At 39.7% G+C, this 17,487-nt stretch carries 16 protein-coding genes; 2 read left to right on the top strand and 14 right to left on the bottom strand.

The window, feature by feature from the left end; genetic code table 11:
- Nucleotides 1-68: 68 nt before the first annotated feature.
- Nucleotides 69-611, bottom strand: coding sequence for a type 1 glutamine amidotransferase domain-containing protein (locus CRO21_RS14845; RefSeq protein WP_097080092.1), 543 nt, complete (start codon nt 609-611; stop codon nt 69-71).
- Between the two features lie 407 nt (nt 612-1,018).
- Here CRO21_RS14845 and CRO21_RS14840 point away from each other — a divergent pair, with 407 nt between their 5' ends.
- Nucleotides 1,019-1,291 (top strand): hypothetical protein, encoded by a 273-nt coding sequence (locus tag CRO21_RS14840; protein ID WP_097080091.1) that lies wholly within the window; start codon nt 1,019-1,021, stop codon nt 1,289-1,291.
- 132 nt (nt 1,292-1,423) lie between these two features.
- Nucleotides 1,424-1,639 carry a PIN domain-containing protein gene (locus CRO21_RS14835; RefSeq protein WP_097080090.1) on the top strand — a complete coding sequence of 72 codons (216 nt, stop codon included), beginning with the start codon at nt 1,424-1,426 and terminating at the stop codon, nt 1,637-1,639.
- 429 nt (nt 1,640-2,068) lie between these two features.
- Here the strand turns inward: CRO21_RS14835 and CRO21_RS14830 are convergent, their stop codons facing one another.
- The 13 genes from CRO21_RS14830 to benE form a co-directional block, all read right to left on the bottom strand.
- Nucleotides 2,069-4,606 (bottom strand): TonB-dependent siderophore receptor, encoded by a 2,538-nt coding sequence (locus tag CRO21_RS14830; protein WP_097080089.1) that lies wholly within the window; start codon nt 4,604-4,606, stop codon nt 2,069-2,071.
- Nucleotides 4,607-4,825: 219 nt separating this feature from the next.
- Complete coding sequence (locus tag CRO21_RS14825) at nt 4,826-5,782, bottom strand: FecR family protein (protein WP_097080088.1); 957 nt, start codon at nt 5,780-5,782, stop codon at nt 4,826-4,828.
- 56 nt (nt 5,783-5,838) lie between these two features.
- Nucleotides 5,839-6,354, bottom strand: a complete 516-nt coding sequence (locus CRO21_RS14820) for a sigma-70 family RNA polymerase sigma factor (protein WP_097080087.1) — start codon at nt 6,352-6,354, stop codon at nt 5,839-5,841.
- Between the two features lie 123 nt (nt 6,355-6,477).
- Nucleotides 6,478-6,918 carry a D-aminoacyl-tRNA deacylase gene (dtd, locus tag CRO21_RS14815; RefSeq protein WP_097080086.1) on the bottom strand — a complete coding sequence of 147 codons (441 nt, stop codon included), beginning with the start codon at nt 6,916-6,918 and terminating at the stop codon, nt 6,478-6,480.
- Between the two features lie 54 nt (nt 6,919-6,972).
- Nucleotides 6,973-7,599, bottom strand: coding sequence for an alpha/beta fold hydrolase (locus CRO21_RS14810; RefSeq protein WP_097080085.1), 627 nt, complete (start codon nt 7,597-7,599; stop codon nt 6,973-6,975).
- Entirely contained in the window at nt 7,599-8,033 is a 435-nt protein-coding gene (locus tag CRO21_RS14805; RefSeq protein ID WP_097080084.1) for a hypothetical protein, read from the bottom strand. Before CRO21_RS14805 ends, CRO21_RS14810 begins: the two co-directional genes overlap by 1 nt.
- Nucleotides 8,034-8,258: 225 nt before the next feature.
- On the bottom strand, nt 8,259-9,626 hold the full coding sequence (locus CRO21_RS14800; RefSeq protein ID WP_097080083.1) for an MATE family efflux transporter: 1,368 nt from the start codon (nt 9,624-9,626) through the stop codon (nt 8,259-8,261).
- 129 nt (nt 9,627-9,755) lie between these two features.
- The gene (locus CRO21_RS14795) at nt 9,756-10,907 is read right to left on the bottom strand and encodes a methionine aminotransferase (protein WP_097080082.1); all 1,152 of its coding nucleotides are present in this window, start codon (nt 10,905-10,907) and stop codon (nt 9,756-9,758) included.
- A gap of 19 nt (nt 10,908-10,926) precedes the next feature.
- Entirely contained in the window at nt 10,927-12,228 is a 1,302-nt protein-coding gene (locus tag CRO21_RS14790) for a DUF445 domain-containing protein (RefSeq protein ID WP_097080081.1), read from the bottom strand.
- A 21-nt stretch (nt 12,229-12,249) separates the two neighbouring features.
- Entirely contained in the window at nt 12,250-12,810 is a 561-nt protein-coding gene (locus tag CRO21_RS14785) for a CC0125/CC1285 family lipoprotein (protein ID WP_097080080.1), read from the bottom strand.
- Between the two features lie 195 nt (nt 12,811-13,005).
- The gene (locus tag CRO21_RS14780; RefSeq protein ID WP_097080099.1) at nt 13,006-14,295 is read right to left on the bottom strand and encodes a DcaP family trimeric outer membrane transporter; all 1,290 of its coding nucleotides are present in this window, start codon (nt 14,293-14,295) and stop codon (nt 13,006-13,008) included.
- Between the two features lie 96 nt (nt 14,296-14,391).
- The gene (locus CRO21_RS14775) at nt 14,392-15,759 is read right to left on the bottom strand and encodes an MFS transporter (RefSeq protein ID WP_097080079.1); all 1,368 of its coding nucleotides are present in this window, start codon (nt 15,757-15,759) and stop codon (nt 14,392-14,394) included.
- A 495-nt stretch (nt 15,760-16,254) separates the two neighbouring features.
- Nucleotides 16,255-17,472, bottom strand: a complete 1,218-nt coding sequence (benE, locus tag CRO21_RS14770; protein WP_097080078.1) for a benzoate/H(+) symporter BenE — start codon at nt 17,470-17,472, stop codon at nt 16,255-16,257.
- Nucleotides 17,473-17,487 lie beyond the last annotated feature (15 nt).

Below are 17,487 nucleotides of genomic sequence, written 5' to 3'. Positions count from 1 at the left end.
GGGGGTTTTTTTATGGGGGGAAAAATGAGATTGGCTTAGATTCGGCTTTTATTTAAGAGAGACCGTAATTAGCGTTCCAGTTCTTCTATAATAGCTTGATTAAACTCGGGAATATCGTCTGGATTACGTGAGGTAATTAATACCCAGCCGCCGGTATTACAGCGATGTACGGTTTCATCAACCCATTTACCTCCTGCATGTTCCAGATCAAGTTTGACACTCTTATAAGATGTCAGGTTTTTATCTTTAATACGTTCGGCATCGATTAATACCCAAGGTGCATGGCAAATTGCTGCAATCGGTTTGCCCTGATCGGTAAAATATTGGATGATTGTTTGCACTTCAGGATTAATCCGTAATTGATCTGCATTTACTGTACCGCCCGGTATCACTAAAATATCATAGTCCTGATATGCAACTTTTTCTAATGAGGTTTGTGGAGTATAGCTGGCGCTTAAGTCTTTATCCCCTTTAACCGTCTGAACCTGATCCTGATCAATGGCTGCATGAATCGCTTCAATGCCTTTAGATTGTAGATATTCCAAAGGCTTAATCAATTCATCATGTTCGACACCAAAATTTGCAGTAATAAAAAGTGCTTTTTTACTCATCATTATTTCCTATAATTTAACAACGTATTTTTAGCATAGAGGATAGAAGAGCCTGTTGTGTAAGGCTTTCGACATGCGTTATGGACTTTTTTGTAGTTTAAGTTGATGAAAGGTTATTTCTTTCTAAAAGTATAAGTAAACATTTCTAGTTTTACGGCCGTTTTAAAGGCGATTAAATCTCTATTTCTATATACTATAGACGTTTGAGATTGAAAAAAAGCTCAGATTAGTGTGTTAACTTTTGTAAAATGTTTGAAATATATAGATTTATTTTTATTAAAAATCTCTACCAATCTCCTCTCTCATACCATATGGGGTTCACCTTTGAAAAAGTGGTATTCATTGTCTAGTAATTAATCAGCAAATCTATGCTATGATCTAAAAAATCCAAAATAAAGAGGTATATCATGACTTCTTTAACCATCCATTTGCCTGATGACTTAGCTGATGAAGCAAAGCGCAAAGGTCTGCTTGATCCTGTACAAGTGACCGAACTCATTCGACAAGCTGTGAATAACCCGAAAGCAACCGACGATCAAAAAACACTGCTGCAACAGACATCGGGTAGTTTACAAATCAAAACTCGCTTTGCACTGGGTTTAATGTCCGATCAAAACGTGTGGGTCAGCGATGATTTTGGTGATCCACTAGATGAACGTTTCAATAGTCTTGAATCATAAACATGCGTATTTTGTTAGATACACACGTTGCGATTTGGTGGCAAACCAATGACCCAAAGTTACCCAAAAATCTAGTTCATCTGGTACAAACATAAGCCACATGTGTTTGTTAGTCAGGCGAGTCTTTGGGAAATGTCGATTAAAAAATCACTGGGAAAAATTAATATCGACTTAAGCCAATTCATTCGATTTACCCAACAAGTTGGTTTTGAATGGCTGGATATTTCCCAACAACATATTTTGACCATTGCGACATTCCCTATTTTTCCCCAACATAAAGACTCTTTTGATCGAATGCTGATTGCACAGGCAATCAGTGATACTGTTTACGGTAGATCAAAAACTTGAAACTTATGGGGAAATGTTTTACAGTTTTAAAAAAATAAAATCCCTTTGTAAAAAACGTTAAAGTTCCTGATTTGGATCGAAAAATCATTGTTTCTATATACTAAGACGTTTGAGATTAGAAAAGAGCTCATCCTTGCGTCAATTTTAAAGCAGTGCTTTAAAATCTCCTCATGTAAAGTTTCGTAAATATATTGTAATACTTTGAAATATATATTTATTTTATCTAATCTAAAATCTCTCCCCTTGCGCCATATATGGCTCATCTTTGTAAAAGAGGGGATGAGGCGTGTACGCCGCAAGGAATCCAAAACTGTATTAGATACCTTGCGAAGTACACTTCTCATCCGTCCTTTTTAAAGGAAGAGCAATATATTGCACAAGTCCACAAGGGAGGATTTATATTAAGGGATCTCTTTTTAAAACCTAAAATTACCATTTCATCCGTAAAGTAAGTACTGCATTACGTGGATCGCCATAATAACCACCATAAGTTCCCAGATTTTGATAATATTTTTTATCCAACAGATTATTGGCATTCAATGTTGCGGAAAAATAATCATTAAACTTATAACTTGCAGAAGCACCGACTAAATAATAACTTTTCTGTGTCACCACACCATTATTTGCTGCATTGGCTGGTGCACCATAAACATTTTTTAATGAAATATCATCTTGCCAATTTACCCCTAAACCGACTGTTAAGCGATCTGCACCAGTAAATAATGTTTCTGGCAAGGTATAATTTGTATACAACTTAAACTGATTTTGCGGGATATTGATTAAAGTGGTAGCAAGCACTGAACTAATACTATTTACATAAGTATAACCAGCAGTCAAATTCCAATTATCAGTAATTTTACCAATCGCTTCTATTTCAAAACCTTCAACTTTTAAACCTTTACCGGAAGCGACATAAGCTGTTTGCACTGTACCATTTGTAATCCCTTCTCTCATTGCATCATTATATTCCGTATCTTCAATCGCTACATCTTTGATTTTAGTCCAGAAAGCTGCGGTACTAAACAATAATTTATCTTCAAATATACTGCTTTTGATACCAAACTCATAACTTTCACCAATTTGTGGATTAAGGTATTTCCCATTCCTATCCTTATAGCTGGATGGCGTAAACATATCAGTATAACTAGCATAAGCAGTAAATTGATCATTAATATCATATAACACACCAAAATATGGGGTTAAGGCATCTGTGGTTTCGGTGGAGGCAGAATATATAGAATATGTGGAATAATTAATTTCAGTTGTTTGTTTATAATCAGTATAACGTGCTCCCAGAATCACTTTTAGTGGATCAGCCAGATTTAAACGCAATGTAGTATAAGTGCTATTTAAGTCAATATAATTTTTAGTATTATTACCATTTTTATAATAGTTAGATTTTGGGATATTGCCATTATAGCTTCGATAATCTTCAATTGTATATGAATCATCTGATACTGCACTTAAACCATAATTTACAGTATCTGTATTAAAATGACTATAACCAAGAACTAAATCATGTCTTCGATTAAATAGTTGAAAAGGACCTGTTGCATATAGGTCATAAGATGTAGACTTATAATTAATGTCAGTACCGGCAGTCGCCCATATAGTATCCATTCCTGTGCCTGTACTTGGATTAGGAAAACCGAAAGATGATGCTCTTGTATCAAATTGCTCTGATTTATTATGACTTACGGCACCTTTAATTAACCAACTATTAGCAAAAGTATGTTGTATATCTGCAAATATTGTCTTATTCCGTTGACTAATTGTTCCCCATTTAGCTGCCATACTATAACTACGAGGTAGATTTGATTCACTGCCATCTGCATACCAATAAGGTACGCCAGTATAAGTCGTACCTCTAGGTTGATTATCCTGATATTGGTAACCAACAGAAGCGACCGTATTTTCACCTAGATCGGCTTCGATGACTGTCATTGCAGCAATGTTGTTATTTTGATAATAATCAATAAAAGATTCTTTATCGGTACGTGCTGCCATAACACGACTACGAATCGAACCATCCGTAGTTAGAGGAATGGAAACATCGATTTCCTGCCGTAAATTATTCCATGAACCATAAGATGCAGACACGTTAGCGCTAAATTCTTTACTGGGTTTTTTACGAATCATATTGACTGTGGCAGATGGATTTCCTGTAGAGCCTGTTAGACCTGATGCCCCTTTAATCACTTCTACCCGATCAAGAAAAAAACTATCCGTTGCAGGAGCATTGCTAATTAAGGGAATACCATCAATTTGCTGATTACTTACATAGAAACCACGAGAGTAAACATCAATTTCGTCTGATCTAAACTTGCCAACGGTTACACCTGGACTTGCTTTTAAAATTTCATTAATATCGGTTAAGCCACGTTGTTCAATCTGGTCACGGGTAATCACACTTACAGATTGTGGGGTTTCTTTTAATGTTAAATCCAGTTTGGTGGCACTGCGGGAAGATTTGGCTTTATATGTATTTGTTCCCTCACTTGCCGAATTATCACTTGCCATGACTATAATCACAGGTAACCGCGCTACACCATTATTTGCTCTTGCTAATCCACTTACTGTAACATCAATCGGTTTTAACTGTCCCATATCACGGGCTTGCGCTTTTGTTTGCGCCAACAGCTTATAACCTGTTGCAGTTTGTTGTGCTTGTAATTGATGCGGAGCGAGTAGGGTATTAAAACCATCACTGACAGAATAGTTACCCTTTAATCCGTTTGTTTTTAAGCTTTGGATGGATTCTGGTTCAAAGGATAATTCCACGCCCGCTTGGCTTGCAAACTGAATCAACGCAGCATCCAGTGAACCGGCTGAAATTTGATAGTATTGTGTTGAGACTGTATTGGCTTGTACCACTTGTATCGTCGCCACTTGCCCCAAGCCCATTACCCCGATAATAAATAGTTGTTGAATCGCCTGATTTAATGGCTTTAATTGTGAAATAAACATCTTTTAGTTGCTCCACTGGCAGATTAAAACGTGTTTGACTTACCATTAACCAATGAAATAAAAATAAGTATCATTAATTTTTATAAAAAATTAAAAAATATAGATAATTTATTGTATTTTAAGTAAATATATTTTTGATTATAAGGTGCTAAAGTTTAAAAGCGCAGCTAAGGTGCTTTAGTTGTATGTTACTACCTCTAAATCTTTCTTTGCTCGATACTATTTTTTCTTAATCGTGATTTTGTTGCCAAACCAATTTTGATCAAGCTGTACAGGATAAGTTTCTGCCAATGCATTGAGTAGACGTTCCAGATGATCTGCTGGATAGGTTCCTGAAATCAAAATATTTTCACAATCTTTTGCGACTTTAATTGAGCGTCCATAGTTGTTTTCAATCTGTTGTGCAAAGACTTTTAAAGGTGTTTGGTTGGCCACCAATAATCCTTTGTGCCACATCAGATCTTGGGGTTGAATGGCTTGTTGTCCTTCAATCTGGTTTTGATCAAAATAGACCTGTTGTCCGGCTGCCACGATGTGTTGTTGTTGTGAGGCGGTTGTATTAATTTTGACTGCATGTTCGATCACAGCAACACTAGTCTGTTGCTGTTGTTGGCGCACATCAAATTGTGTCCCCAATGCCTGAATGGTGCCATGTTTGCCCAGTACCATAAATGGACGATAATGTGGGTTGGTTTCTTTGCCTGTCTGAATAAAGATCTCACCATAGTGCAAAATAATCTGACGGTTTTGCGCTGTATATTTGACGTCAATTGCAGTTTTACTATTCAGGATCAATCGGCTGCCATCTTCTAATGTAATATGTCGTTGCTCGCCATAGGGGGTACGATAATCGGCAAGTAATGCCAGTTGATCGGTAAAATAAACTGCGCTGGTGATTATGCTACCGCAGGCTAGAATAAGGATAAGTTTTCCAAGCGGGAATTTTGTAGAAGCATTCTGACTTAATGTCTGCTTGCTGATTTCAACCGGAATGTTACCAAGCCGCTGCTGTAGTTTCTGGGTTTTTTGCCATGCCAATTGATGTTGTGGGCTTTGCGTTTTCCATGCTTCAAATTGTTCGGACTGTATATCGTCCAGTGGCTGTTCAGATATTTGAATAAACCAGTCAACCGCCTCTTCTAAAATTTGGGCATCAATAGCTTGGCGTTTGGGCAAAGGAAATACTCCAGCTTAGGGTATGAGTGAACATGCATTTATCAATGATAAGATTGCTAATCTAATTGCATGGTCATCAGGCATTTTAGCATGGCTTGTTTGATATCCCGTTTGACTGTAATGACTGAAATTTCAAGTTTTTCGGCAATTTGTGCATAGCTTAATCCTTCAATTTGTGAAAGTAGGAAGACTTGTTTTTCCCGTTCTTTCAAGCTGTTGAGAATATCCTGTAAGGCCATTAAAGTTTCAATGGCGATCATTTCTTCTTCGGGTGAGGGGGCATAATGGGAATCATGCTGTTGCAAGGCATCATAATAGGCTTGTTCGATTTGTTTGCGTTGCCACCAGCTATTACTCAGATTTTTGGCAATCGTGGTTAATAGCGCCCGAGGATCATAATTTTGATATTGTTCTTGTTTTTGTAATACGCGGATAAAGGTTTCCTGTGCTAAATCTGCTGCATCATGTTGATTTCCCAGACGTTTGGTTAGCCAGTGATAGAGCCAAGTGTGATGTTCACTGTATAGCCTAGTGAAATGACGGGATTGATTCGAGGACGTAGTTGATTCCATAGCAGTAATGGTCTATAGCTTAGGCACGGATTAAATATGATTTTATATAATAATGAGAATTATTACTAATGGTTTTTAATGCGAAATATATGACAGCATTCATCTGGTTTTGAGAGGAGACGGTTATTCCACTTCAAGCATAAAGGTCACAGGTCCATCATTGACCAATGCGACCTGCATATCAGCTGCAAAAATACCTGTTACCACATGTTTATATTGGGATTTTAAATAATCGACCAATTGTTGATAGAGTTGCTGGGCTTGTACTGGCGGCATCGCTGGGCCAAAATCTGGACGTAGTCCTTTATGGGTGTTGGCATACAAGGTAAATTGTGACACCAATAAAATTGAACCATGCGCTTGAGCAATATTCCAGCCCATCTTGCCCTGTTCATCTTCAAAAATTCTGTATTTTAATAGCTTATCGATCAATTTTTTACCTTTTTCCAGCGTGTCATCTCGGCCTAATCCCAAAAAAACAACCAGGCCCTGCTCAATGGATGCCACAATGGTATGATCAACCGTGACACTGGCAGATTTAGATCGCTGAATTAAAGCACGCAAGAGAGATCTCCAAGATAAGGGAAGATTGAGAGAAGCGATATTTTGTACTTGATTTTAAACGTCATCAATATGTTTTATCAGAAATTTTTGAATATAGGAAGCAACCATATCGGCATGTATTTTAGCAAAATCATGTTGTCCGGAAGGAATAATATGTAATTCGGCATGTGGAAGTTGTTGTTGTAAATATTCAGCAATAGAAACTGGACTAATTTCATCTGCATCTCCCCACAACAATAATACCGGTATGTTGATGCGATGAAACTCCGGGCTCAGGTCAACCTTGGCTTGAATAAACCAGTCGGGAACGTCAGTTAACAGCTGTTGATAATCCTGTCGCCAGTCTTTGACCTGAAAGGGTGTTAAGTCTAGACCGCCAGAAGTTGCACATAAAACCAAGGCTTTAATCAGCTGTGGTTTTTGTAGCGCTGCTTGTATCGCAAATATACCACCCATAGATTGTGCGATGACGATACTCGGCTGCTGGATTTGATCGACGACCCAGCGACATAATGCGTCAAAGCTTTGAATATTTTGCGGATTGGCATGTCCTGCAAAGGCAGGATAGGCTTGTAAGCAATAATTGGGGTAATCCGGTTGTAATTGGTCAGCAACCGCTTGCCAAAAACTGGGATCACCCGAGGCGCCTGCTAGAAAATGTAGATGTAGTGGCGAGGTCATTAGATTTTACTTTCTATGTCTATTCTTGACTTATTATATTGATGAATTAAGCGTTGCTGTTGTTTTAAATAAGGTGTTAAACGATTTTTTACTGTGCTGGGATTATCCATAACATCAATGATTGCAAGGGTATCATAGTTGAGTTGCATGATGGTATTGCGTAAATTGGCAACTTCAGGGGTATGAAAAGATTCTGTTTTAAATTGATCATTTTGATGTCGCAAGGAATTTGCAAAATCCTGTAAGTCTTTGCGTAATTCGACGGTTGAGGTCTGTTTTGCTGTGGCTTTATTTAATTGTTGATTTAGTTGCAAAAATACTTGATTGGATTGCGGATGAATCTGGTCAAAAAGATTCATGTCTGCTTTAAGCTTATCACTATGCGTCTGATTTTTGACAGGATCATCTTGTCCAATAGATGCAATTTGTTCCACGGTTTCCTTACAACCCGTCAATAGCACGGCTGAGAAAGAAATAAAGACAATGAGGCAAAACTTTTGTATTAATTGCATCGCAATAAAAAGGTAATCTGTGACCTGTACCTTATATCGAATGTTTAAAAGAGAATCAAGTTGCGTAATTGTGCATTAACAATTCATCAACGCACAGCCTGATTACTTTTTAAAGAAAACATAGTTTAAAGCAAAACTTGGAAGGGCCTAAATTAGGCGTTGAATGGATTTTTTTCGCCAGATGAACTGATAATACAGACCTTGAAGCACAAATAAACTTAGAAATGCAACGGCATATCCAATCCAGATGCCTTTGAGTCCCCAGAGATGACTAAACCAATAGGCTAATGGGATTTCAATCGCCAGAATGGCAAAGATATTGATCAGCATGGGCGCAATGACCGTACCACTGGCACGCATGATGGACGCAAATATGGCACTTGCACCAAAGAACAGGATAGACCACAGTACGATAAATAGCAGTTGCTGTCCTAATGCCACCACTTCGGGGTCGGTAATGAATAATGCCATCAGGTATTTTGAACCCAAGTAGGCAAGTGTAATTAAAATGCCGGTCAGGATTAAATTCATCATTAATGCTGTGCGGGTCACTTTTCTCACCAGTTCGATTTTGTTGGCACCAATGGCTTGTGCTGCAAAAATCGAGGCAGCGATACCGATGGATAAAGCCGGGAACTGTACATAGTTGAGGACCTGATTAACTGCACCATAGGCCGCAGTGGCATCTGCGCCAAAACGATTGACCATACCGATAATGACTAGCCCTGCAAGAGAGGTAGTGACCATTTGAATACCGGTGGGAATGCCCAGTTTAAGAATCAGTTTACTCATCTGTGGTTGATGACGGATTTTGCTTAACAATGCCGCATCCACTTTAAGCGGATGGTTCTTGCGTTTTAAATCGAAAAACAGAAAGATCAGCACGCTGGCATAACCGACATAGGTGGCAATCGCAGGGGCAATGATGCCCATTTTGGGAAAACCAAACATGCCCTGAATCAGGATTGGTGTAACAATCAGGCCAATGACACTGGTCAAAGCAAGGGCGATTAACGGTGTAATACTATCTCCAACACCCCGTAAAATTGAAGTATAGATAATATACACAAAAAGTAGGGGACTGCCGGCCAACATCCATTGTACGTAGGGCAATGACAAATGCATGACTTTTGCATCTGTGCCTAAAAGCTCAAGGATCGGTTTGGCAAAGTAAACGCCCAAAGCAGCAATGAATATGCCGCCAATGAGTGTCATAAAAATGGTTGAACCGACAATGCAATGTAACTTTTCATAGTTTTTTGCACCCCAAGCCTGTCCGATTAAAATGGTACTGCCCGCTGACAAGCCGATCACAAAGGCCAGTAAACAGAATAAAATCGGAAAAAATACCGCAACTGCCGCAATGGCATCGACCCCCATCATTTGACCGACGAAGATGGTATTAATGGTGCCGGATAGATTTTGTAAAATATTGGTGGCGATCAACGGAAGCAGAAAAATCAAAAAGACTTTCCATAATTTTCGTTCTTTGAGTAACTGTCCCTGTGTTGCCATAGTATTTTGAAGATGATCTTAAATGCTGGATATTGTACAGAATTAAGCAGTGGTGCATTGTATGCTTTGGTAAATAATCAGATCTTTAATATTCAATTTGTCATAACACTGTGCTATCGATAGCCCCCATTAACATCGTGATAAAATATCGATGGCTTGTGCCAGTGTTTGTTCTTTCTTGGCAAAACAAAACCGTACATAACGCAGTGTTTTGGGCGGTTGTTGATAGAACACAGAAATGGGAATACCGACGATTTTATGTGTTCGGGCAAGCCATTGACACATCTCGCTATCATTTAAATCATCACGGATTTCGGAATAATCAACCAATTGAAAATAAGTCCCCGAACTTGCCACACTTTTAAAGCGCGAATTTTGTAAGCCCTGTAAAAAATAATCGCGTTTGTTCTGATAAAACTGACTGAGCTGGCTTAAATGCTCGGGATGCTGTGTCATAAATTCACTCAGGGCGATTTGGCAGGGATGTACGCCACAGAAATTGGCAAATTGATAGACTTGTCGCATTTCACGCATCAGTGGCGCTTTGGCCACACAATAACCTGTGCGCCAGCCCGTGACATGAAAACTCTTACCAAATGAACCGACCGCAAAAGCCCGATCCTGAAGTTCGGGAAAATCCATGACAGAATAATGAGTTAGGCCATCAAAAATCAAATGTTCATAGACTTCATCCGATAACACCAGAATACTTTTATCCCGAATCAATTCAATCAGGGTGAGCCAGTCCTGTTTTGACCACACCTGTCCAGTGGGATTGTGTGGTGTATTGACAATCACCATACGGGTTTTATCGCTTAGCGCGTCTTTAAATTGTTGCCAATCAACCCGAAAGTCCGGTGCCTGAAGCGGCAGATGAATGGATTTTCCACCGGCAAGTTGTACCGAAGGCGCATAGCTGTCATAGCTGGGATCAAAGATGATCACTTCATCACCGCTATGGATAAATGCCTGAATAATACAGTAAATGGCAATGGTTGCCCCGGCGCTGATGGTTACTTCATTTATGGGATCAAAACTGATTTGGTGTAAGCGTAAGTATTGTTCACTGATTTTTTGTCGGAGTGGCAAAATGCCATTACCTGCTGCATATTGATGCAAATGCTCGGGTACATGTTTAAAGGCATCAAGTAGGGCTTGAGGTGGAGCAAAGTCGGGGAATCCCTGCGAAAGATTTAAGGCCTGCAATTGTTCGGCAAGTTCACTCATGATGGTGAAAATGGTGGTTTCCGCCTGAGGAAATTTACTGTCAATTGCAAACATATGGATTCCAGAATAAAAATTAAATGAAATTTTCGAACAGGGCGCGAATAATCCCCAGTACTAAACCGATAAATGCACCGACCACTACACCATTGACGCGGATCATATGCAAATCACCACCGACTTCACTTTCAATTTTATCAATCATCTCGGTGGAATCCCATTCATGGATTCGCTCGCTGATGAAAGTAATGATTTTGTCGCTATAGTCGGCACTCAATTGTGTGGCGATACTGCTGATGCGTTCGTTAAAAATTTCACGCACTGCGGTATTTTTTTCGATATTACGCCCCAGTTGAATGATCATGGCATGTAAATTTGTTGCAATACCGGAATGGGGTTGTTGCAGGTCGTGTGTGATCGCTTCACATAAAATTGCAATCGAACTGCCGATAAAATTCAGTAATTGCGGGCTGTCCAATAAGGCATTTTTACTGGTGTTCAGACGTAGGCTGGTTTCACTTTCATCATTGGCCAATTCCTGCATTAAGTTTCTTGCAGCCTGCTCGATACTTTGCCGATAGGGATGTTCAGGATTGGCAAGGATCTGTTCAACTTTGTTAATAAAGGAGTTAATGGTGCGTTGTTGGACATCAATGCCGATAAAGGTTGCGCCTTTGGCAAGTTTGCCGACACCGAGTTCATCGAATAAACGTTGAGTGATCTGATAAGTTTGTTCGGGATGGGTTTTGACCCATTGATGTGCCATATCCAGCCCACGTTGTAACACATCCTGATGGAAGTCATTATCCAGTACTGCACGTAACATTTCACTGCTGATGCGGTTAATGTTGGTATTTTTAACCCATTGCACGCTATTGTCTTGGATAAATTTACTGATTTGCTGCTCACCCACAAATTCAAAAATCTTGGGTACCCCATACTGTACAAATTCCACGATTTTTTGACTATTTTGTGCATCACTCAACCAGTTTCCTACCGATAAACTGATATCGGTTTTTGCCAGGCTATTTCGCACAATGGTCGGTGATAAAAAGTTTTCCTGAACAAAACGTCCCATCGATTCGGCAATACGTGCCTTGTTACGGGGAATAATCTCGGTATGATCACGTAGTAATCTGGGTAAGGGCAACTTGCCAAATGGGTTACGGAATAATACGGTAATGGCATACCAGTCTGCCAGTCCACCCACCACGCCTGCTTCTGCCGAAAGCATCAGAATATGAATCAGCCATGCATATTCCGGCAGGACTTTGACGGCAATCATCAAGGCAATCCAGCACAGCACTGCGATAATCAGTGCTATAGTGGCCAAACGTTTGGATCTATTCAGATTGGGTATCTCTGTTGCTGTACTCATAAGCCGCTAATCTATCAATATTTAAGGGGTATTTTTGTTTTGTGGTACGATCACTGTACCATCTGCGGTTAAGCCATATTTTGCACCCAACGATTGCAGAATACGTCTTGCATCAAAGGCATCTGCTGGTGCTTGTTCTTTTTTAAACATCTGAATGGTATAGGATACTTCAACCGGGTCAACATTGACGACATAAGGTGTATCAAAAAAAGGATCATTCCAGTAGGGGCGATAGAAACGTCCATATGGACCGTAGAATGGAGAATATCCTCGATCCGGATAAACAACAGCCTGACGCGGCGGTTGTCGTGTTAAGCGATTGCTTGGATCATCAATGACTTTAAAAAAATCAGAACCTTGTTGTACGGTAATTTGTGCAGATTTTAATAATGTAATTTCTTCGGCATTGCCATACGATAAATTGCCACCTGCTTTAAAACTGACACGATAGCTTGAAGCATTTAATGGAATTTCCTGATATTGTCCAAGTTGATTGAATGTTAATGGTTGTTTCGGTGTGGTTGCACATCCAACCAGTGTGATACTGCTGCTCAATAGTAGTATGTTGAAGAGAGTACGCATGATATTTCTCCCAATTGTCTATTTGCAGCATAGCTGAAAAAAAATGTAGATGTAAATGTTTTATCTGTGCTGAAAAAGATGAATGTAAAAGTATTATTTAAAAAATGCAAAGTGTGATGATTTGATAGAGTAGATGAGGATACAATCAAACATCATTTCCCGACGATTTAATCAGGAAATGATGAAGTATTTATTTTAGAAATCGTAAATCGCCATCATATTGATACGGTTGTCAGTTCCCGTGCGCCCATCAAAGGTTTCACGTTCGCCATAGACATATTCGATACCAAGACTGATCGGCTTGTATGGATTGTAGATTGCATTTGCCCAACCCTGCCAAAGTGCCTTGTTTTGTGTCGCATCATTATATTTTAAAGATGCAAAGGTATTATCATCCTTGGTCCTCATATAGCCATAACCCAATGTCGAGCGGAGTTTCGGATTCAATTGATGGGTTAAACCGAGTGAAATCGTATCAAACTCATTGCTGTGCATTTGCTGTTGACCATCAATCACATAACCGCTGTTGGTCCAGAATAGAAATCTTCCATCTCCTTTGACATGGTAGTAATCTGCTTTGAGCATGGTATCAGGTGTTATCTGATATTTACCTCCCAAACCTATGCCCCATGCCCACTCGTGATCATTGCTGGTTTTCTTTTCTGCAACGAAGCTTCGACCAGAGAGAATAGAACCATTGTCAAATTTATGATTGACTCGCCCAACGAAGGCCGGCAAACGCATTTCATGATCAGGATCAGTTGCTGCGGTATATTTCGGGTCTTCAATACTGACCACAAAGCTGGTTTGATCAGTGATTTTGTCACTGTAACGAATGATTGGTGTACGTTGCAAAGAACCACCCACGTAAGTTGCAGCATCAACAGTTTCTGGTAAATATTCCGGTGCGATAAAGTTTGACCAGGTTTGGCCAACCAGCCAGTTCCCATAGGTTAAATAGGCGTGGCGGATACGGAATTGATCCCGTGTTGCACTGCCAAAAAAATCGGTTTCAAATTTACCGCCGATGTCACCAAAGGCAGTTGGGGTTTTAAAGTTGACTCCAATTCGTGTTGCACTGGCGGTTGCACGGAGTTGATCACTTTGCTTGGCAGCTTCGGTTGTATTTTCCAGTGGTACAGCACTGATATTATTGTACATCGTAGCTGCACCTTTGGCCTGATAACTGGCATCCGCACGGATATAACCATAGAGGCTGACTTCTGCACCATGATTACTGATTAAAGATTTTTTTTCCGAAACAGCAGTGGTGATGGGAAGTGCAGGCACAGTTTGTACAGCTGTAACAGGTTGATAGGTTTGATTTTTGATTTGCTGAAGTTCATGACGCAAATCCATGATCTGTTGACGCAATTCAGCTAATTCATTCTGACTATTTTCTGCGTGGCTTAATGTTGTGGTGCTTGCTGTAAGCATGGCGATCATTAGATGTTGAGCTTTAAATTGAGATAGAATTCTATACATAGTGATAATATACATAGCGATAGTTCCATTTGCTGTGAGTGCGATGCCCATTCCTATGGGCACGTCGATATAGATGTTTTTAGTTGTCTAAAATGTTTAATTTGATACGGAGGATTTCGAGGGCTTGTATGATGCAGACAAATTCTTTTTGGCATCTACTGCGGCATTCAGATTGACCAGAAATACTGCAAAGGCTGCGATAATCCCCGGAATGGCGATTGCCAAAAAATTCATTTGATGCGGCAGATTTAGGGTCAATAATGCACCAGTCAATACCGGGCCAACAATCGCACCAATACGGCCAATACCTGATGCCCATCCCATACCTGTGGAACGCACTGTAGTTGGATAGAACTGCGCCACAAAGGTATAAAGCAGAATCTGTGAACCAATAGTCGCAGCACCAGCAACGGCAATCAGGGTATAAAGTACAAACTGGGGACTGTTAAATCCGAGCAGAATCAGGGCAATCGCACCAATCACAAACATCGTGGTCAATACTGGTTTTAAATGGAATTTATCTGCCAATACACCACCACCAATCGCACCGACCATACCGCCAATATTCAGGGCAAACAGGAAGATCATACTTGCACCTAGTGAGTAGCCAGCCTGAATCATTAGTTTTGGCAACCAGCTTCCCAGTGCATAAACCATTAATAAGCACATAAAGAACGCAACCCAGAACATCAATGTGCTGAATGTTCTGCCTTGCTGGAACAGCGCACGGAGCGGCACCACATCTTCTTGCGTTGACTCATTGAAAACCAGTGCTGTGGTTGGTGTGACCACTTGTTCAGGTGCAATTTTCTGTACAATATTGCGTGCTTCATTATCACGTTTTTCCTTGACCAGAAACATCAGCGATTCAGGTAGCATTTTCCAGATGAGTGGTAAAGCAAGTAAAGGAATGCCGGCCATCTGAAACATAATTTTCCAGCCATGATCTGCGACCAGCCAAGCACCAAGCAGGGCAGATAACATACCGCCAATGGCATAACCACTAAACATGATAGCAACCAGCGTACTCCGCATTCTTTTCGGTGCATATTCTGTGGTGAGGGCGACCACATTAGGCATTACACCACCAATCCCCAAACCTGCAAGGAAACGTAAAATAGCAAATTCGACCGGACCTGTGGCAAATGAACCGATAAAAGTAAATCCGCTAAATAAGGCGACACAAATCATGATGGTCTTTTTACGACCTAATTTATCTGACAGGGTACCAAAGGTCATGGCACCAAACATCATTCCGAATAATGCGGCACTGGCGAGTAATCCTGCTTGTACCGAAGTTAATGACCATTCCTGCATCAATAATGGCAATGCAACACCATAAATCACCAGATCATAGCCATCAAAAATAATAATCAATAAACACCAGATTAAAACCTGCCAATGAAAAGGTGTAAACTTTGCCTGATCAACAATATCATTGACATTCACTTTCTGTGAATCCATCCTTCACCTCCTGTTGTGAAGTATTTTTATCTTGTGTTATATAAGGTATGGATTTGTGTAAAAAAAGTCCAAAACTATATAAATATAAATTTATACTTTTAAAGTATTCATCAGATTTCAAAATTTTGATTTTAAAAGTAATAAATATTGATAATTCATGCGGATCCAGAACGTTGTAGGCGAATTTTGAATATTATGTTTTAATTGATCAGTTTAGTGCGCTAAGATATTAGTAATTTAAATAAAATAAAGCAATTTAAATTAAGTTGTTAAATAAAACGAGTAAATCTTAATGAGCGCATTACTTTTAATTTTATGATATTTAAATTTGTGGCATAATTATAAATGAGGATATTTAATTTTTATTGAAAATATCTGATTATTTTAAATTCCAACTTTAATGATACATTAACTCTTTTTATCTAAAAATTTTAATCAGAAAACTCCTATAATTTCACGTTATATTTTTAATTGTATATTAACAAATCTTCCTCATCACGGACGAGATGAGGACTGAACAACAGGGCTGTTTAAATGATGACGTTTTGCAAGTAAAAAATGGGCGATTAAACCGATACAAATACCCCAGAATACAGAGCTTAATCCAAGAAAGTGCATGCTTGAAACCGTCGCTAAAAAGGTCATCAGGGCAGCATCGCGTTGATTTTCCTCTTTCATGGCGATGGTGACATTACTGGCAATTGCACCCAGTAAGGCCAATCCTGCCAGTGCAGCAACCAGTTCCTTGGGTAACAAACTGAATAACATCACAATACTGCCGGCAAATAATCCACCCAGAATATAAAAAATACCATTGGCAATACCGGCGATATAACGTTTGTCTTTTAACTCGTGTGCATCTTTGCCGGTACACAAGGCTGCGGTAATGGACGCCAGTACAATGCTAATTGCACCAACACAGGCAAAGACCAACGAGGCAATACTACATGCCATGATGATCGGTTTGGCAGGGGTGTCATAGCCGCTGAGTTTTAAGATCGCCATACCCGGTAAAAATTGCCCGGTCAGGCTGACTAAAATCAAGGGGATAGCAAGGTTAAAGGTTGAGTGCCATGTCCATTCCGGTTGAATAAACTGTGGAATGGCAAGACTAAAACTCATATCAACGGGATTCATTTTGCCGAATATCAGGCTCAGCGATACACCACATAGCAGCACCCACACCATGGTATAGCGAGGTGAAAAGCGTTTTGCCAATAGATAGCACAGCAGCATACTAAACACAATCAATGGCATGCTATCTGTGGCAAGAAATAATCCTAGTCCGAACTGAAACAAAATTCCTGCCATCATTCCGGCAGCGATACCCTGCGGAATCCATTTTAATAATTTATCAAAATAGCCTGTAATACCGACCATAAAGATGACAATCGCCGAGGTAATATAGGCAGCCACTACTTCATTCAGGCTGATATTGGGAAATAGTGTAACCAGTAATGCGGTACCAGGGGCAGACCATGCAGTAATGACGGGGGTTTTATAACGAATAGATAGATAAATGCCGGTAATGGCTGCACCGATAGAAATACCCCAAATCCATGAGATCATCATGGCGTGAGATACATTGGCTTGTTGTGCAGCCTGAAAAAAAATAATCAATGGACCTGAATAGGAAATTAGTACCGCCAGAAATCCTGCAACAGTGGCCGAAAGTGACCAGTCTTGTTTTAGGGTTTGTAACAGGGTTGTCATATTGCCTCCTTGCAT

The organism is Acinetobacter puyangensis (genome assembly GCF_900096995.1).
Taxonomy (GTDB): Bacteria; Pseudomonadota; Gammaproteobacteria; order Pseudomonadales; family Moraxellaceae; genus Acinetobacter; species Acinetobacter puyangensis.
The sequence above is the reverse complement of the archived record's forward strand: the minus strand, read 5'-3'. Positions and strand labels throughout refer to the sequence as shown.